At 68.5% G+C, this 20601-nt stretch carries 12 protein-coding genes and 3 rRNA genes; all 15 read left to right on the forward strand.

The window, feature by feature from the left end; translation table 11 throughout:
* The first annotated feature begins 28 nt into the window (after nucleotides 1-28).
* The 15 genes from ACW14Y_RS27010 to ACW14Y_RS27080 all read left to right on the forward strand — a co-directional run bounded on the left by ACW14Y_RS27010 (nucleotide 29) and on the right by ACW14Y_RS27080 (nucleotide 20469).
* Nucleotides 29-1285, forward strand: a complete 1257-nt coding sequence (locus ACW14Y_RS27010; RefSeq protein WP_380386451.1) for a polyamine ABC transporter substrate-binding protein — start codon at nucleotides 29-31, stop codon at nucleotides 1283-1285.
* Between the two features lie 38 nt (nucleotides 1286-1323).
* Nucleotides 1324-2466, forward strand: a complete 1143-nt coding sequence (locus ACW14Y_RS27015) for an ABC transporter ATP-binding protein (protein ID WP_380386448.1) — start codon at nucleotides 1324-1326, stop codon at nucleotides 2464-2466.
* On the forward strand, nucleotides 2463-3407 hold the full coding sequence (locus ACW14Y_RS27020) for an ABC transporter permease (protein WP_380386444.1): 945 nt from the start codon (nucleotides 2463-2465) through the stop codon (nucleotides 3405-3407). Before ACW14Y_RS27015 ends, ACW14Y_RS27020 begins: the two co-directional genes overlap by 4 nt.
* Entirely contained in the window at nucleotides 3407-4210 is an 804-nt protein-coding gene (locus ACW14Y_RS27025) for an ABC transporter permease (protein ID WP_380309543.1), read from the forward strand. The genes ACW14Y_RS27020 and ACW14Y_RS27025 overlap by 1 nt, the downstream gene beginning before the upstream one ends.
* Nucleotides 4211-4290: 80 nt before the next feature.
* A complete protein-coding gene (locus ACW14Y_RS27030) occupies nucleotides 4291-5685 on the forward strand; it encodes an NAD(P)/FAD-dependent oxidoreductase (RefSeq protein WP_380309545.1) in 1395 nt (464 codons plus the stop codon).
* A gap of 132 nt (nucleotides 5686-5817) precedes the next feature.
* Nucleotides 5818-6249: a hypothetical protein gene (locus ACW14Y_RS27035; RefSeq protein WP_266313064.1), complete on the forward strand. Its 432-nt coding sequence runs from the start codon at nucleotides 5818-5820 to the stop codon at nucleotides 6247-6249.
* A gap of 147 nt (nucleotides 6250-6396) precedes the next feature.
* Nucleotides 6397-7299 (forward strand): hypothetical protein, encoded by a 903-nt coding sequence (locus tag ACW14Y_RS27040; protein WP_456983666.1) that lies wholly within the window; start codon nucleotides 6397-6399, stop codon nucleotides 7297-7299.
* A 172-nt stretch (nucleotides 7300-7471) separates the two neighbouring features.
* A complete protein-coding gene (locus ACW14Y_RS27045) occupies nucleotides 7472-8995 on the forward strand; it encodes a CoA-acylating methylmalonate-semialdehyde dehydrogenase (RefSeq protein WP_380309549.1) in 1524 nt (507 codons plus the stop codon).
* 680 nt (nucleotides 8996-9675) lie between these two features.
* Nucleotides 9676-11199, forward strand: a 16S ribosomal RNA gene (locus tag ACW14Y_RS27050).
* A 276-nt stretch (nucleotides 11200-11475) separates the two neighbouring features.
* Nucleotides 11476-14599: ribosomal RNA gene (locus ACW14Y_RS27055) — 23S ribosomal RNA — on the forward strand.
* An 85-nt stretch (nucleotides 14600-14684) separates the two neighbouring features.
* Nucleotides 14685-14801: ribosomal RNA gene (gene rrf / locus ACW14Y_RS27060) — 5S ribosomal RNA — on the forward strand.
* Together the 16S, 23S and 5S rRNA genes form the textbook arrangement of a ribosomal RNA operon.
* A gap of 270 nt (nucleotides 14802-15071) precedes the next feature.
* Nucleotides 15072-16478, forward strand: coding sequence for a sensor histidine kinase (locus ACW14Y_RS27065; RefSeq protein WP_456983667.1), 1407 nt, complete (start codon nucleotides 15072-15074; stop codon nucleotides 16476-16478).
* Nucleotides 16430-17095 (forward strand): response regulator transcription factor, encoded by a 666-nt coding sequence (locus ACW14Y_RS27070; RefSeq protein WP_045944465.1) that lies wholly within the window; start codon nucleotides 16430-16432, stop codon nucleotides 17093-17095. Before ACW14Y_RS27065 ends, ACW14Y_RS27070 begins: the two co-directional genes overlap by 49 nt.
* Nucleotides 17096-17315: 220 nt before the next feature.
* The gene (locus ACW14Y_RS27075) at nucleotides 17316-19034 is read left to right on the forward strand and encodes a DUF2637 domain-containing protein (protein WP_456983668.1); all 1719 of its coding nucleotides are present in this window, start codon (nucleotides 17316-17318) and stop codon (nucleotides 19032-19034) included.
* A 139-nt stretch (nucleotides 19035-19173) separates the two neighbouring features.
* On the forward strand, nucleotides 19174-20469 hold the full coding sequence (locus ACW14Y_RS27080) for a DUF6986 family protein (protein ID WP_380305025.1): 1296 nt from the start codon (nucleotides 19174-19176) through the stop codon (nucleotides 20467-20469).
* Nucleotides 20470-20601 lie beyond the last annotated feature (132 nt).

Raw genomic sequence — 20601 nt, forward strand, 5'->3', positions numbered from 1 at the left:
CCCCTTCGCCCCCCAGGAGGCCCGCCCCATGGCGTTCAACGAGCTCACCGACGGACTGTCGGAACCGGTCCGCAAGGCCTGGGAACGCAGTCTGACCAGTGGCCGGGCCGCCCTCGGCCGGCGCGCCGTGCTGCGCGCCGCCGCCCTCACCGCCGGCGCGGCCGGCCTCGCCGCCTGCGGCATACCGCCCGCCGGGCACACCGGTGGGACGGGCGACTCCGCCGCGAACGCCGCCAAGGACCTCTCGGACAGCGAGAAGGAGGTGAACTTCTCCAACTGGCCGCTCTACGTCGACACCGACGAGAACGACAAGGAGAAGCACGGCACCCTGGAGGCCTTCACCGCCGCCACCGGCATCAAGGTCAAGTACACCGAGGACGTCAACGACAACGTCGAGTTCTTCGGCAAGGTCAAGCCGCAGCTCGCCGCCGGCCAGGACACCGGCCGCGACCTGATGGTGCTCACCGACTGGATGGCCGCCCGGCTGATCCGCCTCGGCTGGGCGCAGAAGCTCGACCCGGCCAACGTCACCACCGCCATCACCAACGTCGAGTCCCGCTTCCGGGCCCCCGACTGGGACCCGGGCCGGCTGTACAGCTACCCGTGGGCCGGCATCCAGGTGGTCATCGCCTACAACCGCAAGGCCACCAAGGGGAAGGAGGTCACCAGTGTCGCCCAGCTGCTGGAGGACCCCGACCTCAAGGGCCGGGTGACCTTCCTCTCCGAGATGCGCGACAGCATCGGCATCACCCTGCTGGACATGGGCAAGGACCCGGCGAAGTTCACCGCCGACGACTACGCCGCCGCGGTCGCCCGGCTGCAGAAGGCGGTCGACAACAAGCAGATCCGCCGCTTCACCGGCAACGACTACGGCCAGGAGCTCTCCTCCGGCGACATCGCCGCCTGCGTCGCCTGGGGCGGCGACCTGATCCAGCTGCGGGCCGACAACCCGGACATCGAGTTCGTCATCCCCGAGAAGGGCTTCGTGACCAGCACCGACAACCTGCTGGTCCCGGCCAGGGCGCAGCACAAGACGAACGCCGAGAAGCTGATCGACTTCTACTACCGGCCGAAGATCGCGGCGCAGCTGACCGCGGGCATCGGCTTCGTCTCCGCCGTCACCGGGATGAAGGAGGAACTCGCCTCCATCGCCCCGGACAGCGCGGCCAACCCGCTGGTCGTCCCCACCCCCGAGATGGCGGCCAAGGCGCACGTCTTCCGGACCCTCACCGAGACCGAGGAGAGCGACTTCGAGGAGAAGTTCTCCAAGCTCATCGGCGCCTGACCCCCACTGACGGCAGCGAACCCAGAGAGACACCATCCATGACAGAGCAGCAGAGCCCCGCGGCCGTCGGCGGCGACGTCCGGCTCACCGGCATCGGCAAGACCTACGGCTCCTTCACCGCCGTCCACCCGCTGGACCTCACCGTCCCCCAGGGCTCCTTCTTCGCCCTGCTCGGCGCCTCCGGCTGCGGCAAGACCACCACCCTGCGGATGATCGCCGGCCTGGAGGAGCCCACCAGCGGCACCGTCCTGATCGGCGGCCAGGACGTCACCCTCCTGCCCCCGTACAAGCGGCCGGTGAACACCGTCTTCCAGAGCTACGCGCTCTTCCCGCACCTCGACATCTTCGAGAACGTCGCCTTCGGCCTGCGCCGGCGCGGCCGCAAGGACGTCAAGAAGCAGGTCGAGGACATGCTCGAACTCGTCGAGCTCGGCCAGTACGCCCGGCGCAAGCCGCACCAGCTCTCCGGCGGCCAGCAGCAGCGCGTCGCCGTCGCCCGCGCGCTCATCAACCACCCGCAGGTGCTGCTCCTCGACGAGCCGCTCGGCGCCCTCGACCTCAAGCTCCGCCGCCAGATGCAGCTGGAGCTCAAGCGGATCCAGACCGAGGTCGGCATTACCTTCGTGCACGTCACCCACGACCAGGAGGAGGCCATGACCATGGCCGACACCATCGCGGTGATGAACGGCGGCCGGGTCGAGCAGCTCGGCGCTCCCGCCGACCTCTACGAGAACCCCGCCACCACCTTCGTGGCCAACTTCCTCGGCCAGTCCAACCTGCTGCCCGCCGACGTCACCGGCGGCGCCGGCGAGGACCTGCTGCTCACCGCCGCCGGCGCCCGGCTCACCGTGCCCCGGGCCCGCTGCGCCACCGACGCCAAGCGGGTCCACCTCGGCGTCCGCCCGGAGAAGATCACCATCGAGCACGGCTCCGCCGAGGTCGCCGAGGGCCGCAACCGGCTGGCCGGCACCGTCGTCGACTCCAGCTTCATCGGCGTCTCCACCCAGTACCTGGTGCGCACCGACGGCGGCCAGGAGGTCACCGTCTTCGAGCAGAACATGGAGCGCGACGCCCGGGTCGTCCCCGGCGCCCCGGTCGTCCTGCACTGGAACCCGGCGCACTCCTTCGCCCTCGACGCCGCGCAGGCGATCGACGCGGGCACCGGGGAGGCGGCGGCATGACCACCACCACCCCGGCGGCACCGCCGCAGGCCGTACCCCCCGACGGCGCCGCCGCCCCGGTGCCCACCCCGAAGGCGAAGCGCCGGCTCACCCCGTACTGGCTGCTGCTGCCCGGCGTCGCCTGGCTGGTCGTCTTCTTCGCGGTGCCGATGCTCTACCAGGGCTCCACCTCGCTGCAGACCGGCTCGCTGGAGGAGGGCTTCCGCGTCACCTGGCACCTCGCCACCTACTGGGACGCCCTGGTCGAGTACAAGTGGCACTTCGTCCGCTCGTTCGGCTACGCCGCCACCGCCACCCTGTTCTGCCTCGCCATCGGCTACCCGCTCGCGTACACGATCGCCTTCAAGGCGAGCAAGCGCTGGCGCAGCGTGCTGCTGATCCTGGTCATCGCGCCGTTCTTCACCAGCTTCCTGATCCGCACGCTGGCCTGGAAGACCATCCTCTCGGACGGCGGCCCGGTGGTCGGCCTGCTCAACACCCTGCACGTCCTGGACGTCACCAGCGCGATCGGCCTGACCTCCGGCGACCGTGTGCTGGCCACCCCGCTGGCCGTGGTCTGCGGCCTCACCTACAACTTCCTGCCGTTCATGATCCTGCCGCTGTACACCTCGCTGGAGCGGATCGACCCGCGCCTGCACGAGGCCGCCGGGGACCTCTACGCCCGCCCGTTCACCACCTTCCGCAAGGTCACCTTCCCGATCTCGCTCCCCGGTGTGGTCGCGGGCACCCTGCTCACCTTCATCCCCGCCTCCGGCGACTACATCAACGCCCAGCTGCTGGGCTCGCCGAGCGAGCAGATGGTCGGCAACGGCATCCAGAAGCAGTTCCTGAACGTGCTCGACTACCCCACGGCCGCCGCGCTCAGCTTCATCCTGATGGCCCTGATCCTGGGCATGGTGACGGTCTACATGCGCAAGGCCGGGACGGAGGAACTGGTCTGATGTCCCGATTCTTCATGTGGATACGCGCCCACCTGGTGGTGCTGGCGGGCCTGCTGGCCCTCGCCTACCTGGTGCTGCCCAACCTGGTGGTCCTCGCCTTCTCGTTCAACAAGCCGGTCGGCAAGTTCAACTACGAGTGGAACGAGTTCTCCACCGACGCCTGGACCGACCCCTGCGGCGTCGCCGACATGTGCCAGTCGCTCTCGCTGAGCCTCCAGGTCGCGGTGCTCGCCACCGTCGGCGCCACCGTGCTCGGCACCATGGTCGCCTTCGCGCTGGCCCGCTACCGCTTCCGCGGCCGCTCCGCCACCACCGCGATGATCTTCCTGCCGATGGCCATGCCCGAGGTGGTCATGGCCGCCTCGCTCGGCACGCTCTTCCTCAACATGCGCATCCCGTTCGGCTTCACCACCATCCTCATCGCGCACATCATGTTCTGCCTGAGCTTCGTGGTGACGGCGGTCAAGGCGCGCGTGATGAGCATGGACCCGAGGCTCGAACAGGCCGCCCAGGACCTCTACGCCACCCCGGTCCAGACCTTCCTGCGGGTCACCCTGCCCCTCGCCGCCCCCGGCATCGCGGCCGGCGCGCTGCTCAGCTTCGCGCTCTCCTTCGACGACTTCATCATCACCCAGTTCAACTCGGGCCCGACCACGGTCACCTTCCCGATGTTCGTCTGGGGCGCCTCGCAGCGCGGCATCCCGGTCCAGGTGAACGTCATCGGCACCGCGATGTTCATCGCCGCCGTCGGCCTCACCGTGACCGGCCAGTGGCTCGGGAACCGCCGGAAGGCGACCGCCTGACCACCCCGGCCGCCTTCCCGGCGTACCGTCGGAAGGCGGCCGATCATCACCATCGATGTGCAGAAAGTGGCTGATAATGCATGGACTCCGCCCGCGCGCTCAGTGACGCCAGGCCCACCCCCTTCTGGCTCGAGGACCCGGGGCGGCCGACGGCGCAGCCCGCGCTGGTCGGCGACGCCCACTGCGACCTCCTGGTCGTCGGCGGCGGCTACTCCGGCCTCTGGACCGCCCTCGTCGCCAAGGAGCGCGACCCCTCCCTGGACGTCGTCCTGGTCGAGGGCCAGGAAGTGGGCTGGGCCGCGTCCGGGCGCAACGGCGGATTCTGCGCGGCCAGCCTGACCCACGGCTTCGGCAACGGCCTGCAGCGCTGGCCCGCCGAGCTCGGCCGGCTGGAGCGCCTCGGCGCCGACAACCTCGACGGCATCGAGGCCACCCTCACCCGCTACGGCATCGACGCCGAGTGGGAGCGCACCGGCGAGATCGACATCGCCACCCAGCCGCACCAGCTCGACGAACTGCACGAGGTCGCCGAGGCCGTCGCCCAGTACGGCCTGGACGTCACCGTGCTCGACCGCGACGAGCTGCGCGCCCAGGTCGACTCGCCGACCTTCCTCGGCGGGATCTGGGACAAGGAGGGCGTGGCCATGGTCCACCCCGCCAAGCTCGCCTGGGGCCTCAAGCAGGCCTGCCTCGGCCTGGGCGTGCGGATCTTCGAGCACACCCCGGCCGAGGCCCTGCGCGAGCACGGCGCCGGCATGGCCGTCCGCACCCCCTACGGCCGGATCTTCGCCGGCAAGGTCGCGCTCGGCACCAACGCCTTCCCCTCCCTGGTCAAGCGCGTCCGTCCGTACATCGTCCCGGTGTACGACTACGCCCTGATGACCGAGCCGCTCAGCGACGAGCAGCTGGCCGCGATCGGCTGGAAGGGCCGCCAGGGCCTCAGCGACAGCGCCAACAAGTTCCACTACTTCCGGCTCTCCGCGGACAACCGGATCCTCTGGGGCGGGTACGACGCCGTCTACCGGTTCGGCGGGCACGTCCGGCACGAGTACGACCAGCGGCCGGAGACCTTCCGCACCCTGGCCCGGAACTTCTTCACCTGCTTCCCGCAGCTGGAGGGCGTCCGCTTCACCAACGCGTGGGGCGGCGCGATCGACACCTGCACCAGGTTCTCCGCGTTCTTCGACACCGCCTACCGGGGCCGGGTCGCCTACGCCGCCGGCTACACCGGCCTCGGCGTCGGCGCCACCCGGTTCGGCGCCGAGGTCATGCTCGACCTGCTCGCGGGCGAGCGCACCGAGCGCACCGAACTGGAGATGGTCCGCCGCAAGCCGCTGCCCTTCCCGCCCGAGCCCGTCCGCTGGGCCGGCATCGGGATCACCACCCGCTCGCTGGAGCGCGCCGACCGCACCGGCGGGGAGCGCAACCTGTGGCTGCGCACCCTCGACAGGCTGGGGCTCGGCTTCGACAGCTGACGGGGCGCGGAGAAGACCCGCGTGCCCGACCCGTGTAAGAGAGACCCGCCGTTCACCTCTCGATGGTGACGGCGGGTCTCTGCACGCCCCGCCGCGCCATCGCACACACGACGCGCAGAGCGGGGACAGCACATGGAGACCACGGCACTCGACTGGCTGGCCCAGGCCGCACCGGACCCGCAGGCCTTCCGGGCCCAGTGGGAACGCTCCGGCCTCGGCCTGGTCCTGCTCCCGGCCGGCCGGCACTGGGACGTCCTCTCGGTACCCGGCCGGCTCGGCCGCCCGGTCGTCGAACTCCTCGGCACCGGTTCCTGCGGACCGGTCCTGGCCGACTTCGGCGAGGAGCACATCGGCTTCCTGGTGCCCGTCGGCACCGCCGCCCGCTGGATCGGCACCGGCGTGCGCTGCGCCGGGGAGGGCACCTGGATCGTCGTCCCCCACCCCGAGCGGCGGGGCCGGGGCGTGCGCTGGCTCGTCCCACCCGACGGGTCCGGGCGGCTCAACGATCCCGTGCTCCTGGAACTCGCCCTGCACGAGGCGGCGGTCGGGCTCGGCGACTGGTGACGGGAGGGGGCGGCCGCCCTTCGGCCCTCCGGGCGGGGGTGCTGTTCTCCGGGCCGTTGCTGTCCGAGCCGGGCCGTTGCCGTCCGGGCCGGGGCGTTGTCCTTCCGGCCGGGCGCGCCGGAGGGGGCGGCGCGCCAGACTGGAGGGATGACGACAACCCCGGACGCCGTCGACCCCGCCCTCCACCCGGGCCGGGCCCAGCTGCGCCTCGTCGACCTGGCCCGGCCGGTGTGCGACCGGCACGGCCTCGCCCTCGCCGGTGGGCACGCCCTGCGCGCCCACGGTGTCCCGGCCTGCGACCAGGACGGGATCACCCTGGTGGCCACCGGGACCACCGACCTGCCCCGGGCCGCCGCGGAGCTGGCGCTGGCCTACCGGACGGTGGGCGGCGTGGTCGCGGAGCGTCCGGGCACACCCCGGTTGGAGCAGCTCTCCGTCCGGCTCACCCTGGGCGGGCGGGCGCACACTGTCGAGCTGCGCAAGGAACCGCTGGGCCACCGTCCGGTCCGACTCGCTCTCGGCGGCCCCGACCGCGCTGCTCCTGAGCCTGCTGCCCCTGAGCCCGCTGGTCCCGAGCCCGCTGGTCCCGAGCCCGTCGGTCCCGAGCCCGACAGTGCGACCGGCACCCCGCTCGTGGTGGACACGGTCGCGCTGGAGGACGCCGCCGCCCTCACCACCGCGCTGCTCGTCGACCGGGCCCTGCCCCGGGACCTGATCGACGTGCACGCCCTCACCGCCTGCTACCGGGAGGGCGAACTGCTCGCGCTGGCGACCGGACTGGACGCCGAGTTCCAGCCCACCGCGCTCGCCGACCGGCTGGAGACCCTGGCCGAGGCCGCCGACGGCCGGTTCCGGGCCCGGGGCCTGCCCGGCGGGGAGGTCGACGCGCTGAAGCGGTGGGCGCTGGCCTGGGCCCAGGACCTCAGGCTGGACCTCCTGGAGACCCGGGAGGCCGCGGACGGCCTGCACGACCCGTACCTGGAGGACGTGGAGGCCCGGGAGGATCTGGCGGACCAGGCCCCCGGAGCGGGTCGGCAGTACGACCTGTAAGGCTGAATCCGCAATCCCCGTCAGCCTGTTCGTTGAGGCTGCCCCGACCGCGCAGCAGACTGGAGCAGTGAGCGCGGTAGCCCCGTGACCTCGCCGCCCCCGTCCCGTGCGGGCGGCGTCACACAAGGGACCGGTGGCGCAAGGCCGCCCGGACTTCGGAGGCAGACGGACCTTGAGCAAGCACATCACCCACTGGATCGGCGGCCGCCCGGTCGCGACCGCCGGTGCCGCGCCCCGTCGCGGTGACATCTTCGACCCGGCCACCGGCCAGGTCACGGGCCACGTCGACTTCGCGGCCGTGGCGGACGTCGACCAGGCGGTGGCCGCCGCCGCCTCGGCCTTCACCGAGTGGCGCACCGCGTCGATCGCCAAGCGCACCACGGTGCTCTTCGCCTTCCGCGAGCTGCTCAACGCCCGCAAGGACGAGCTGGCGTCGATCATCGTCGCCGAGCACGGCAAGGTGCACTCGGACGCGCTCGGCGAGATCGCCCGCGGCCTTGAGGTCGTCGAGTACGCCTGCGGCATTCCGCAGCTGCTCAAGGGCGGCTTCACCGAGCAGGCGTCCACCGGCATCGACGTCTACTCGATCCGTCAGCCGCTCGGCCCGGTCGCGATCATCTCGCCGTTCAACTTCCCGGCCATGGTGCCGATGTGGTTCTTCCCGATCGCCGTCGCCGCCGGCAACACCGTGGTGCTCAAGCCGTCCGAGAAGGACCCGTCCGCCGCCAACTTCCTGGCCGAGCTGTGGAAGGAGGCCGGTCTGCCGGACGGCGTCTTCAACGTCGTGCACGGTGACAAGGTCGCGGTGGACCGGCTGCTGGAGCACCCCGACATCAAGTCGGTCAGCTTCGTGGGCTCCACCCCGATCGCCCGCTACGTCTACGAGACCGGCACCCGCTACGGCAAGCGCGTCCAGGCCCTCGGCGGCGCCAAGAACCACATGCTGGTCCTGCCGGACGCCGACCTCGACCTGAGCGCCGACGCCGCCGTCAACGCCGGCTTCGGCGCGGCCGGCGAGCGCTGCATGGCGGTCTCCGTCCTGGTCGCCGTCGACCCGATCGGCGACGAGCTGGTCGAGAAGATCAAGCAGCGGGTCGCCACGCTCACCGTCGGCCCCGGCTGCAACGGCGAGTCCGAGATGGGCCCGCTGGTCACCGGCCAGCACCGGGACAAGGTCACCTCCTACGTGGAGTCCGGCCTCGCCGACGGCGCCGAGCTGGCCGTCGACGGCCGCAAGCACGAGATCACCGCCGAGGACCGCAACGGCTCGCCGACCGCGGACGGCTTCTGGCTCGGCCCCACCCTGTTCGACCACGTCAAGCCCGGCATGTCCGTCTACAACGACGAGATCTTCGGCCCGGTCCTGTCCGTGGTGCGGGTCGACTCCTACGAGGAGGGCCTGGCCCTCATCAACGCGAACCCGTACGGCAACGGCACCGCCATCTTCACCAACGACGGCGGCGCGGCCCGGCGTTTCCAGTACGAGGTCGAGGTCGGCATGGTCGGCATCAACGTGCCGATCCCGGTCCCGGTCGCCTACTACTCCTTCGGCGGCTGGAAGGCCTCGCTGTTCGGCGACGCCCACGCCTACGGCCAGGACGGCGTCCAGTTCTTCACCCGCGGCAAGGCGGTCACCCAGCGCTGGCTGGACCCCTCGCACGGCGGCATCAACCTGGGCTTCCCGACCAACAGCTGATCCGGACGGGCACCTGCCCGCCTCCGCCCCGAGTCCGTCCCGCTCGACAGGCCGGCCCGCACCCGTGCGGGCCGGCCTGCGGCTTGTCCCGGGAGTTTGCCGGGCGTTTGCCTTCGGCCGCGAACCGGCGTAGTGTTCCCTAGTCGCTCGACAGGGAGCACCGGACACGCAACAGCGCGGACGGTCCCGGGGCGGCCAATCCTCGAAACACCACTTCCAGAACCGAATCGGCTGCGCCATGCCTTTTGGCTTTCGCGGCGAGGGTTTGTTTTGTTGTGCTCATTTTTGATGATTGCGGCCGGATTCGCTTTTCGGAGCGGGGATCGGCTAGAGTTTGAAACGTCGGACGGGGCGTCAAGCCGCAGAAGACACCAGCGAGTTGGATGAAGGAAGTGCCGGGAACGGCACGGAAAACATCTGATAAGCTGGGAACACGAAAGAACGAAGCGCCCGGAGGGCCGGTGTGAAAGCCGCCTGAAGGAAGTGTCCGTTCCTTGAGAACTCAACAGCGTGCCAAAAGTCAACGCCAGATATGTTGACATCCCCGGCCTCGGACTTGTTTCGGGGTTGGAGATTCCTTTTGAAGTAAAACACTAGCGAGGACGCAGTGTGCGGGGCCGCCCTATTCCGGTGGTTGCCGTGCCGCTCGACGCGAGTGCTGACCCGATTACGGGTAATCATTCACGGAGAGTTTGATCCTGGCTCAGGACGAACGCTGGCGGCGTGCTTAACACATGCAAGTCGAACGGTGAAGCCCTTCGGGGTGGATCAGTGGCGAACGGGTGAGTAACACGTGGGCAATCTGCCCTGCACTCTGGGACAAGCCCTGGAAACGGGGTCTAATACCGGATATGACCTGGGACCGCATGGTCCCGGGTGTAAAGCTCCGGCGGTGCAGGATGAGCCCGCGGCCTATCAGCTTGTTGGTGGGGTAATGGCCTACCAAGGCGACGACGGGTAGCCGGCCTGAGAGGGCGACCGGCCACACTGGGACTGAGACACGGCCCAGACTCCTACGGGAGGCAGCAGTGGGGAATATTGCACAATGGGCGAAAGCCTGATGCAGCGACGCCGCGTGAGGGATGACGGCCTTCGGGTTGTAAACCTCTTTCAGCAGGGAAGAAGCGCAAGTGACGGTACCTGCAGAAGAAGCACCGGCTAACTACGTGCCAGCAGCCGCGGTAATACGTAGGGTGCGAGCGTTGTCCGGAATTATTGGGCGTAAAGAGCTCGTAGGCGGCCTGTCGCGTCGGATGTGAAAGCCCGGGGCTCAACCCCGGGTCTGCATTCGATACGGGCAGGCTAGAGTGTGGTAGGGGAGATCGGAATTCCTGGTGTAGCGGTGAAATGCGCAGATATCAGGAGGAACACCGGTGGCGAAGGCGGATCTCTGGGCCATTACTGACGCTGAGGAGCGAAAGCGTGGGGAGCGAACAGGATTAGATACCCTGGTAGTCCACGCCGTAAACGTTGGGAACTAGGTGTTGGCGACATTCCACGTCGTCGGTGCCGCAGCTAACGCATTAAGTTCCCCGCCTGGGGAGTACGGCCGCAAGGCTAAAACTCAAAGGAATTGACGGGGGCCCGCACAAGCAGCGGAGCATGTGGCTTAATTCGACGCAACGCGAAGAACCTTACCAAGGCTTGACATATACCGGAAACGGCTAGAGATAGTCGCCCCCTTGTGGTCGGTATACAGGTGGTGCATGGTTGTCGTCAGCTCGTGTCGTGAGATGTTGGGTTAAGTCCCGCAACGAGCGCAACCCTTGTTCTGTGTTGCCAGCATGCCTTTCGGGGTGATGGGGACTCACAGGAGACTGCCGGGGTCAACTCGGAGGAAGGTGGGGACGACGTCAAATCATCATGCCCCTTATGTCTTGGGCTGCACACGTGCTACAATGGTCGGTACAAAGGGCTGCGATGCCGCGAGGCGGAGCGAATCCCAAAAAGCCGGCCTCAGTTCGGATTGGGGTCTGCAACTCGACCCCATGAAGTTGGAGTTGCTAGTAATCGCAGATCAGCATGCTGCGGTGAATACGTTCCCGGGCCTTGTACACACCGCCCGTCACGTCACGAAAGTCGGTAACACCCGAAGCCGGTGGCCTAACCCGTAAGGGGAGGAGCCGTCGAAGGTGGGACCAGCGATTGGGACGAAGTCGTAACAAGGTAGCCGTACCGGAAGGTGCGGCTGGATCACCTCCTTTCTAAGGAGCAATATGCCGCTTGCAGGCGAATGTCCTGCACGGTTGCTCATGGGTGGAACGTTGACTATTCGGCACACTGGGCAAGGGTCCTGTTAGTACTGCTTCGGCGTGGAAAACAGAGCACTGGCTGGTGTGTCGGGCACGTTGTTGGGTCCTGAGGGAACGGCCGTATGGTCTGTTTCTTCAGTGACGGTCTCATGCGAGGTGGTCTTCGGGCTGCTGAGTGTGGGTGTCTGGTCGTTGTTTGAGAACTGCACAGTGGACGCGAGCATCTGTGGCCAAGTTTTTAAGGGCGCACGGTGGATGCCTTGGCACCAGGAACCGATGAAGGACGTGGGAGGCCACGATAGTCCCCGGGGAGCCGTCAACCAGGCTTTGATCCGGGGGTTTCCGAATGGGGAAACCCGGCAGTCGTCATGGGCTGTCACCCATACCTGAACACATAGGGTATGTGGAGGGAACGCGGGGAAGTGAAACATCTCAGTACCCGCAGGAAGAGAAAACAACCGTGATTCCGGGAGTAGTGGCGAGCGAAACCGGATGAGGCTAAACCGTATTGGTGTGAGACCCGGCAGGGGTTGCCGATACGGGGTCGTGGGATTTTTCTTGACCGGTCTGCTTAGCCGGTCGGCGAGTCAGAAACCGTACAGGTAGTCGAAGGACATGCGAAAGGTCCGGCGTAGAGGGTAAGACCCCCGTAGGCGAAATCTGTACGGCTCGTTTGAAGAACTCCCAAGTAGCACGGGGCCCGAGAAATCCCGTGTGAATCTGGCGGGACCACCCGCTAAGCCTAAATATTCCCTGGTGACCGATAGCGGATAGTACCGTGAGGGAATGGTGAAAAGTACCGCGGGAGCGGAGTGAAATAGTACCTGAAACCGTGTGCCTACAAGCCGTGGGAGCGTCGGACATGCAGCTTGCTGTGTGTCTCGTGACTGCGTGCCTTTTGAAGAATGAGCCTGCGAGTTTGCGGTGTGTAGCGAGGTTAACCCGTGTGGGGTAGCCGTAGCGAAAGCGAGTCCGAACAGGGCGATACAGTTGCATGCCCAAGACCCGAAGCGGAGTGATCTAGCCATGGGCAGGTTGAAGCGGAGGTAAGACTTCGTGGAGGACCGAACCCACCAGGGTTGAAAACCTGGGGGATGACCTGTGGTTAGGGGTGAAAGGCCAATCAAACTCCGTGATAGCTGGTTCTCCCCGAAATGCATTTAGGTGCAGCGTCACGTGTTTCTTGCCGGAGGTAGAGCACTGGATAGGCGATGGGCCTCACCGGGTTACTGACCTTAGCCAAACTCCGAATGCCGGTAAGTGAGAGCGTGGCAGTGAGACTGTGGGGGATAAGCTCCATGGTCGAGAGGGAAACAGCCCAGAACACCGACTAAGGTCCCTAAGCGTGTGCTAAGTGGGAAAGGATGTGGAGTCGCAGAGACAACCAGGAGGTTGGCTTAGAAGCAGCCACCCTTGAAAGAGTGCGTAATAGCTCACTGGTCAAGTGATTCCGCGCCGACAATGTAGCGGGGCTCAAGCACATCACCGAAGTCGTGTCATTGCAGCATATAGGGCCAACGCCTGCTGTGATGGGTAGGGGAGCGTCGTGTGCCGGGTGAAGCGGCGGTGGAAACCAGTCGTGGACGGTACACGAGTGAGAATGCAGGCATGAGTAGCGATACAAGAGTGGGAAACTCTTGCGCCGATTGACCAAGGGTTCCTGGGTCAAGCTGATCTGCCCAGGGTAAGTCGGGACCTAAGGCGAGGCCGACAGGCGTAGTCGATGGACAACGGGTTGATATTCCCGTACCCGCTTTGAAGCGCCAACGCTGAACCAGGTGATGCTAAAGCCGTGAAGCCGGCCCGGAGTCTTCGGACAAAGGGACGTGGTGGAGCCGCTGATCCAAGTCTGTACTAGGTGAGCGATGGGGTGACGCAGGAAGGTAGTCCAGCCCGGGCGGTGGTTGTCCCGGGGTAAGGGTGTAGGGCGTTGTGTAGGCAAATCCGCACAACACGTAGCCTGAGACCTGATGCCGAGCCGATTGTGGTGAAGTGGATGATCCTATGCTGTCGAGAAAAGCCTCTAGCGAGTTTCATGGCGGCCCGTACCCCAAACCGACTCAGGTGGTCAGGTAGAGAATACCGAGGCGTTCGGGTGAACTATGGTTAAGGAACTCGGCAAAATGCCCCCGTAACTTCGGGAGAAGGGGGGCCATTCCTGGTGACGGCACTTGCTGCCAGAGCTGGGGGTGGCCGCAGAGACCAGCGAGAAGCGACTGTTTACTAAAAACACAGGTCCGTGCGAAGCCGTAAGGCGATGTATACGGACTGACGCCTGCCCGGTGCTGGAACGTTAAGGGGACCGGTTAGCTCTGATTCGTCGGGGCGAAGCTGAGAACTTAAGCGCCAGTAAACGGCGGTGGTAACTATAACCATCCTAAGGTAGCGAAATTCCTTGTCGGGTAAGTTCCGACCTGCACGAATGGCGTAACGACTTCTCGACTGTCTCAACCATAGGCCCGGTGAAATTGCATTACGAGTAAAGATGCTCGTTTCGCGCAGCAGGACGGAAAGACCCCGGGACCTTTACTATAGCTTGATATTGGTGTTCGGTTCGGCTTGTGTAGGATAGGTGGGAGACTTTGAAGCCGTGACGCCAGTCATGGTGGAGTCGTCGTTGAAATACCACTCTGGTCGTGCTGGATGTCTAACCTGGGTCCGTGATCCGGATCAGGGACAGTGTCTGGTGGGTAGTTTAACTGGGGCGGTTGCCTCCTAAAGAGTAACGGAGGCGCCCAAAGGTTCCCTCAGCCTGGTTGGCAATCAGGTGTTGAGTGTAAGTGCACAAGGGAGCTTGACTGTGAGACTGACGGGTCGAGCAGGGACGAAAGTCGGGACTAGTGATCCGGCGGTGGCTTGTGGAAGCGCCGTCGCTCAACGGATAAAAGGTACCCCGGGGATAACAGGCTGATCTTCCCCAAGAGTCCATATCGACGGGATGGTTTGGCACCTCGATGTCGGCTCGTCGCATCCTGGGGCTGGAGTAGGTCCCAAGGGTTGGGCTGTTCGCCCATTAAAGCGGTACGCGAGCTGGGTTTAGAACGTCGTGAGACAGTTCGGTCCCTATCCGCTGTGCGCGTAGGAGTGTTGAGAAGGGCTGTCCCTAGTACGAGAGGACCGGGACGGACGAACCTCTGGTGTGCCAGTTGTCCTGCCAAGGGCATGGCTGGTTGGCTACGTTCGGGAGGGATAACCGCTGAAAGCATCTAAGCGGGAAGCCTGCTTCGAGATGAGCACTCCCACCTCCTTGAGAGGGTAAGGCTCCCAGTAGACGACTGGGTTGATAGGCCGGATATGGAAGCCCTGTGAGGGGTGGAGTTGACCGGTACTAATAGGCCGAGGGCTTGTCCTCAGTTGCTCGCGTCCACTGTGTTGTTCTGAAACAACGACCCCCATACCTGGTCACGGTGTGGGTGCGGTTGACAGTTTCATAGTGTTTCGGTGGTCATAGCGTGAGGGAAACGCCCGGTTACATTCCGAACCCGGAAGCTAAGCCTCACAGCGCCGATGGTACTGCAGGGGGGACCCTGTGGGAGAGTAGGACGCCGCCGAACAATCATTGTGAAGAACCCCCGTCGGGAAACCGGCGGGGGTTCTTTGCGTTGTGTGTGAATTACCGCGCGAACGGCTGTGTGTATTGCTGTGCGTGGTGCGTGGTGCGTGCGGGACTCGGCGTCGCTGGGGCAGGGGCCAGCGTGGGGTGGACCTAGGACCACCCCGAATTCGGGTGGGACGGCCAGTGCCGGCGGCTCCGGGTCCGGGGACACTGGATGAGGAGGATCGGGGCCGGTCTGCGGCATCGGCATCAGCAATCAGGAGTCGGCGTGACAACAGAGAGTCGGATCAGCGGGGGCGGTGCCGTGCGCGCCCAGACCGAGGCGGCACTCGCTGCGGGCGGCCGCGGGCTGGCCCGGTTGTCCCTCCTGGTGCTCGGTGCGGTGCCGATCGTGGTGGTGCCCGTGTTCGGGGCCTTCTTCGCCGGCGCGACGACCGCGTGGCTGCTCGACAGCTACTACCCGGCGGTGTTCCTCGCGCTGGTCGCGGCCGTGGGCGCGGCCCTGGCGCTGGCCGGGCTGTTCGTGCGGCCGACCGCGACCCGGACGAGGGGGCAGCTCAACCGCTGGTACGGCACCAGGCTGCAGGCGGTGTACACCCCCAGGCCGGCGCTGGAGGCGGACGCCCGCGGTCACTGGTGGACGGGCTACTCCTACCACCGGTCCCACAACGTCGCCCGGCTCGCGCAGCTGCTGCACTGGGCCGCGAGGGACGCGGTCGTGCGGCGCGAGATGCTCTGGCTGCTGGTCAGCCCGCTGCTGGCGACCGCGCTGGGAGCGGTGGTGCTGATGGTCCTGGGCAGCGGGGCGGCGTCCCTGGTCGTCGCGGTCCGCGGCGACGGGCCGGTGGGTTCGAGGGGTGCCGCGGCCCTGCCCCTCTCGATCCTGCTCGGGCTCGGGCTGCTCGCCCTGGGCACACTGCTGGCCCCGTACGCGGTGCGCGGGTACGCCGAGGTGGCCCGACGGGTGCTGGACAAGGACGGCCGGGCCTCGCACGCCCAGCTGACCCGGCGGGTGGCGGAGCTGACCGAGACCCGGGCCGACGCGGTCGGTGACCAGGCGGCAGAGCTGCGGCGGATCGAGCGGGACCTGCACGACGGTGCCCAGGCGCGGCTGGTCGCGATCGGGATGACGCTGGGCACGATCGAGCACCTGATGGAGACCGATCCGGTGGCGGCGCGCGAGCTGCTGTCCGAGGCCCGGCAGTCCTCGGCCCGGGCGCTCCAGGAGCTGCGCGACCTGGTCCGGGGCATCCACCCGCCGGTGCTGGCGGAGCGGGGGCTGGGTGACGCGGTCCGCGCGCTCGCGCTGGACTGCGCGCTGCCGACCGAGGTGTGCGTGAGCCTGCCGGACCGTCCGGCGGCGCCGGTGGAGGCCACGGCGTACTTCAGCATCTGCGAGCTGCTGGCCAACGCGGCCAAGCACTCGGGCGCGGAGCAGGTGTGGGTGGACATCCTGTACCGGGCCGGCCGGCTGCGGGTCACGGTGACGGACGACGGCGTCGGGGTCGCGGATCCCACCAGGGGGACCGGGCTGCGGGGGATCGAGCGGCGATTGGGTACCTTCGACGGTGTCCTCGCCATCGACAGTACGTCGGGCGGTCCGACCACCATCACCCTGGAGCTGCCGTGCGAGTTGTCCTCGCCGAGGACCTTTACCTCCTTCGAGAAGGTCTGATCAGGCTGCTGGAGGCGCACGGTTTCACGATCGCCGCCGCGGTCGAGACCGGTCCGGAGCTGCAGGAGGCCCTGCTGACGCACCGTCCGGACGTCGCGGTGGTCGACGTCCGGCTGCCGCCGACCCTGACCGACGAGGGTCTCCAGGCGGCGCTCAAGGCCCGTCGGGAGATTCCGGGCCTGCCGGTGCTGGTGCTGTCGCAGCACGTCCAGCAGCTCTACGCGCGGGAGTTGCTGGCGGACGGCACCGGCGGGATCGGATATCTGCTGAAGGACCGGGTCTTCAACGCCGACCAGTTCATCGACGCGGTGCGCCGGGTGGCGGCCGGCGGTACGGCGATGGACCCGGACGTGATCGCCAAGCTGATGCAGAGCACCTCGCGTCGTTCGGGGCCGTTGCAACGGCTCTCGCCGCGCGAGCGGGAGGTGCTGGAGCTGATGGCGGAGGGGTGTTCGAACTCGGCGATCGCCGCCCGGCTGTCGGTGAGCGACGGTGCGGTGGCCAAGCACATCGCCAATATCTTCACCAAGCTCGAACTCGCCCCGGCCGAGGACGCGAACCGCCGGGTCATGGCGGTGCTGGCCTACCTCAACGGCACGGCGGGGCAGCCGTCCTGACCGGGTGCCCGCTCCCCGGCCGCGCGGGGCGGGCAGCCGAGGAGCGCGAGTGGCCGGTGACGGTGACGGTGCGGGCTGCGGGAACGCTGGGACAGGTGTACGAGTAAACTCCGGTGGGCCGAGCCCGGAGGTCGCTCAGCCGTCCGGCGCCCCGACAAGCGGGAACCGGCAGCCGAGGCAGCGTACGGCCGCAGCCGACATCCAGGGGTTGATAGACGTAATGGCACGCCCATCGCTCACCAAGGCCCACCGCAGCCTGCTCGGTCTGGTCGCCGCCGGTGCCTGCATCATCTCCGGTATCGGCTTCGCCGGCTCGTACAGCGCGGTCAAGGAGCTGGCCGAGCAGAAGGGCTTCGGCGCCTTCTCCTACGCGTTCCCGATCGGTGTGGACGCGGGCATCGTGGTCCTGCTCTCGCTGGACCTGGTGCTCACCTGGCTGCGCATACCCTTCCCGGCGCTGCGGCAGACCGCCTGGCTGCTGACCGTCGCCACCATTGCCTTCAACGCGGCCGCCTCCTGGGGCGATCCGCTCGGGATGGGCATGCACGCCGTCATCCCGCTGCTGTTCGTCGTCGTGGTCGAGGCCTCCCGGCACGCGGTCGGCCGGATCGCGGCGATCACCGCGGACCGGCACATGGAGTCGGTCCGGATGATGCGCTGGCTGCTCTCGCCGGTGCCGACCTTCCGGCTCTGGCGGCGGATGAAGCTCTGGGAGCTGCGCTCCTACGACGAGGTCGTCCGGCTGGAGCAGAACCGGTTGGTCTACCGGGCCCAGCTGCGCTTCCGCTACGGCCGCGGCTGGCGCCGCGCGGCGCCGATCCAGGCGCTGCTGCCGCTGAAGCTGGCCAAGTACGGCGTGCCGCTGGATCCGTCAGTGTTCGACCGGATGGACGAGGACGCCCGGGTGGCCCGGGAGGAGAAGGAGGCCCGCGAGGTCGAGGCGGCCGCCAGGGCCGAGGCGGCCCTGGCGGCGCAGGAGGCCCGCGCGCTCCAGGAGAGCCGTGCGGCGGCCGCCCTGGTGCCGGCCGGGCAGTCGGCGCGGGCCGGGAACGGCGCCGCGGCGGTTCGCGAGCGGGACGGGGTCGAGGGTCCGGCCGCCGCGAGGCAGCAGCAGTCGGCCCGGGCCGACCGTTCCGCCCAGGCCGTTCCGCGGGTGCCGGGCCCGGCGCAGAGCCGGCCGCAGCCGCAGCCCCAGGGGCAGCCCGAGGCCCTGGGGCAGGGCCGCCCGGAGCCGGAGGCGGAGCCCTTGGGCCAGGCCGAGCCCGCTCCCGCCCAGGTGCTCGCCAAGCTCGCCGCCGTGCGGCTGCGCGACGCCCAGGAGCCGGTCGGCGCGGCGCAGCAGCCCCCGGTGCCGCAGCAGGAGGAACTGAACGTCTGGACCGAGCGGGCGGTGCGGACCACCGGGCACCCCGCTGACGGCGCGTCGGGCGGGCGGGTGCCCGGTCAGGTCTCGCCGTGGTTCAAGGCGCCGCGTCCGAGCGACCCCGATCAGCCGGAGGCGCCGGAGCAGCAGGCCGCCGCCCACGCCGGGCCCGGGGCGGGATACGCGGAGCCGTCGCTCGTCGAGGAGCACTTCGCCGAGCAGGGCCGGGTCGAGCAGGGCCGGGTCGAGCAGGGGTACGGGGACCAGGGCTACGCCGAGCAGGGCTTCGCCGAGCCCGTGGAGGAGGCGCCGGAGTCCGCCGAGCGCGGGCAGCGGCCGATCGGTCCCGCGCCGCGCCCGGGTTCGTACCGGCTGGACCCCGAGCAGGCCTTCGAGGCGCTGGTGAGCTACATCGACACCTTCGAGCACGAGCCGGACCCGCAGCGGCTGGCCGCCTGGCTGACCAAGAAGTACGGCGTGGCCGGCAACCGTCCCGACGGTTCGGTCCACCCCAAGGACGTCGAGGCGCTCTACCCGGAGCTGCGGGACCGCTACGCGACCTCCGGGCGGGACTGACCCGGCCCGGGGCCGCGTCGCCCGGTCCGTCGGCGGACCATTGACGCCCGTTCCCGGCCCGTCTACCTTCGCATCAACAAACTGTTGAAGCGCTGGCCTGGCACGGGCCCCGCGCGCATGCTTGCGTGAGGAGTGACGGATGTCGCAGGTCGAGACGGGCGCTACCACCGGGCCGACGGGCGAGGCGGGATTCTCCGCCGCCGCCCGGTCCGCCGTGGACGCTTTGCTGGCGCCGGTCGACGCCGAGCTGGCCCACCGCTTCCCGGGCGACCCGGGCACCCGCCAGCCGGTCCACACCGTCTACGTGCCGGCCGACGCCTTCGCCGCCGACACCGTGCGGAGCTGGGGCCGGCAGGCCCTGGCGGCCTTCGACACCCACGCTGGCACCCCCGCCGAGCTCGCCCGCGCGCTCGGTGTGGCGGACGACGCGCTGCTCGCCGAGGTGCACCGCCGGGTCCGGGCCAAGCTGGAGCGCGAGCCGGTCGAGGACCTGCGGATCGACTTCGAGGACGGCTACGGCCCGCGGCCCGACGCGGAGGAGGACGCGGCGGCGGTCCGGACCGCCGAACTGCTCGCCGCCTCGGTCGCCGACGGCAGCGCTCCGCCGTACCTCGGCATCCGGATCAAGTGCATGGAGGCGGCCGTCCGGGACCGCGGCATCCGCACCCTGGAACTGTTCCTCGGCACCCTGCTGGCGCACGGCGGACTGCCCGACGGGCTGGTGCTGACCCTGCCCAAGGTGACCTACGCCGAGCAGGTCACCGCGCTGGTCCGGCTGCTGGCGGACTTCGAGCGCGGTGCCGGACTGCCGGAGGGCCGGCTCCGTTTCGAGATCCAGATCGAGACCACCCAGGCGATCCTCGGCCCGGACGGCCGGGCCACCGTCGCCCGGATGATCGCCGCGGCCGAGGGGCGGGCCACCGGCCTGCACTACGGCACCTTCGACTACAGCGCCGCGTGCGGGGTCGCCGCCGCCCACCAGAGCATGGACCACCCGGCCGCCGACCACGCCAAGGCGGTGATGCAGGTGGCCGCCGCCGGGACCGGGGTGCGGCTCTCCGACGGCTCCACCAATGTCGTCCCGACCGGCACCACCGCCCAGGTGCACGCGGCGTGGAAGCTCCACCACGACCTGGTCCGCCGCTCGCTCGCCCGGGCCTACTACCAGGGCTGGGACATGCACCCGGCGCACCTGCCGACCCGGTACGTAGCCGTCTACTCCTTCTACCGGGAGGGCCTGGCCGCCGCGGCGGCCAGGCTGGCCGCGTACGTGGCCAAGGCGGGCGGGGACGTCATGGACGAGCCGGCGACCGCCCGGGCGCTCAGCGGGTACCTGCTGCGCGGGCTCGACTGCGGTGCGGTCGACCTCGCCGAGGTGCGGGCGGCGACCGGTCTGGACCGGGCCCGGCTGGACGCGCTCGCGGGCCGCGGCTGAGTGCTGCCCGGCCGGCCCGCCCAATGGGGTCCGCCCCCGGTCGGAAGGGCACGCCGTAGGCTGGCGGGGTGGTCCGTGGGCGAGCTGTCGTCCCGCCCGGGCCGCGCCGTCCGCCCCTCGTCGCCCTCCGGG

Source organism: Kitasatospora sp. cg17-2 (assembly GCF_054031055.1).

Bases quoted from the DNA above. Each gene is read 5' to 3' on its own strand.
- ACW14Y_RS27025 (WP_380309543.1), top strand. From the start codon at position 3,407: ATGTCCCGATTCTTCATGTGGATACGCGCCCACCTGGTGGTGCTGGCG.
- ACW14Y_RS27040 (WP_456983666.1), top strand. From the start codon at position 6,397: ATGACGACAACCCCGGACGCCGTCGACCCCGCCCTCCACCCGGGCCGG.
- ACW14Y_RS27035 (WP_266313064.1), top strand. From the start codon at position 5,818: ATGGAGACCACGGCACTCGACTGGCTGGCCCAGGCCGCACCGGACCCG.
- ACW14Y_RS27030 (WP_380309545.1), top strand. From the start codon at position 4,291: ATGGACTCCGCCCGCGCGCTCAGTGACGCCAGGCCCACCCCCTTCTGG.
- ACW14Y_RS27015 (WP_380386448.1), top strand. From the start codon at position 1,324: ATGACAGAGCAGCAGAGCCCCGCGGCCGTCGGCGGCGACGTCCGGCTC.
- ACW14Y_RS27080 (WP_380305025.1), top strand. From the start codon at position 19,174: ATGTCGCAGGTCGAGACGGGCGCTACCACCGGGCCGACGGGCGAGGCG.
- ACW14Y_RS27075 (WP_456983668.1), top strand. From the start codon at position 17,316: ATGGCACGCCCATCGCTCACCAAGGCCCACCGCAGCCTGCTCGGTCTG.
- ACW14Y_RS27020 (WP_380386444.1), top strand. From the start codon at position 2,463: ATGACCACCACCACCCCGGCGGCACCGCCGCAGGCCGTACCCCCCGAC.
- ACW14Y_RS27010 (WP_380386451.1), top strand. From the start codon at position 29: ATGGCGTTCAACGAGCTCACCGACGGACTGTCGGAACCGGTCCGCAAG.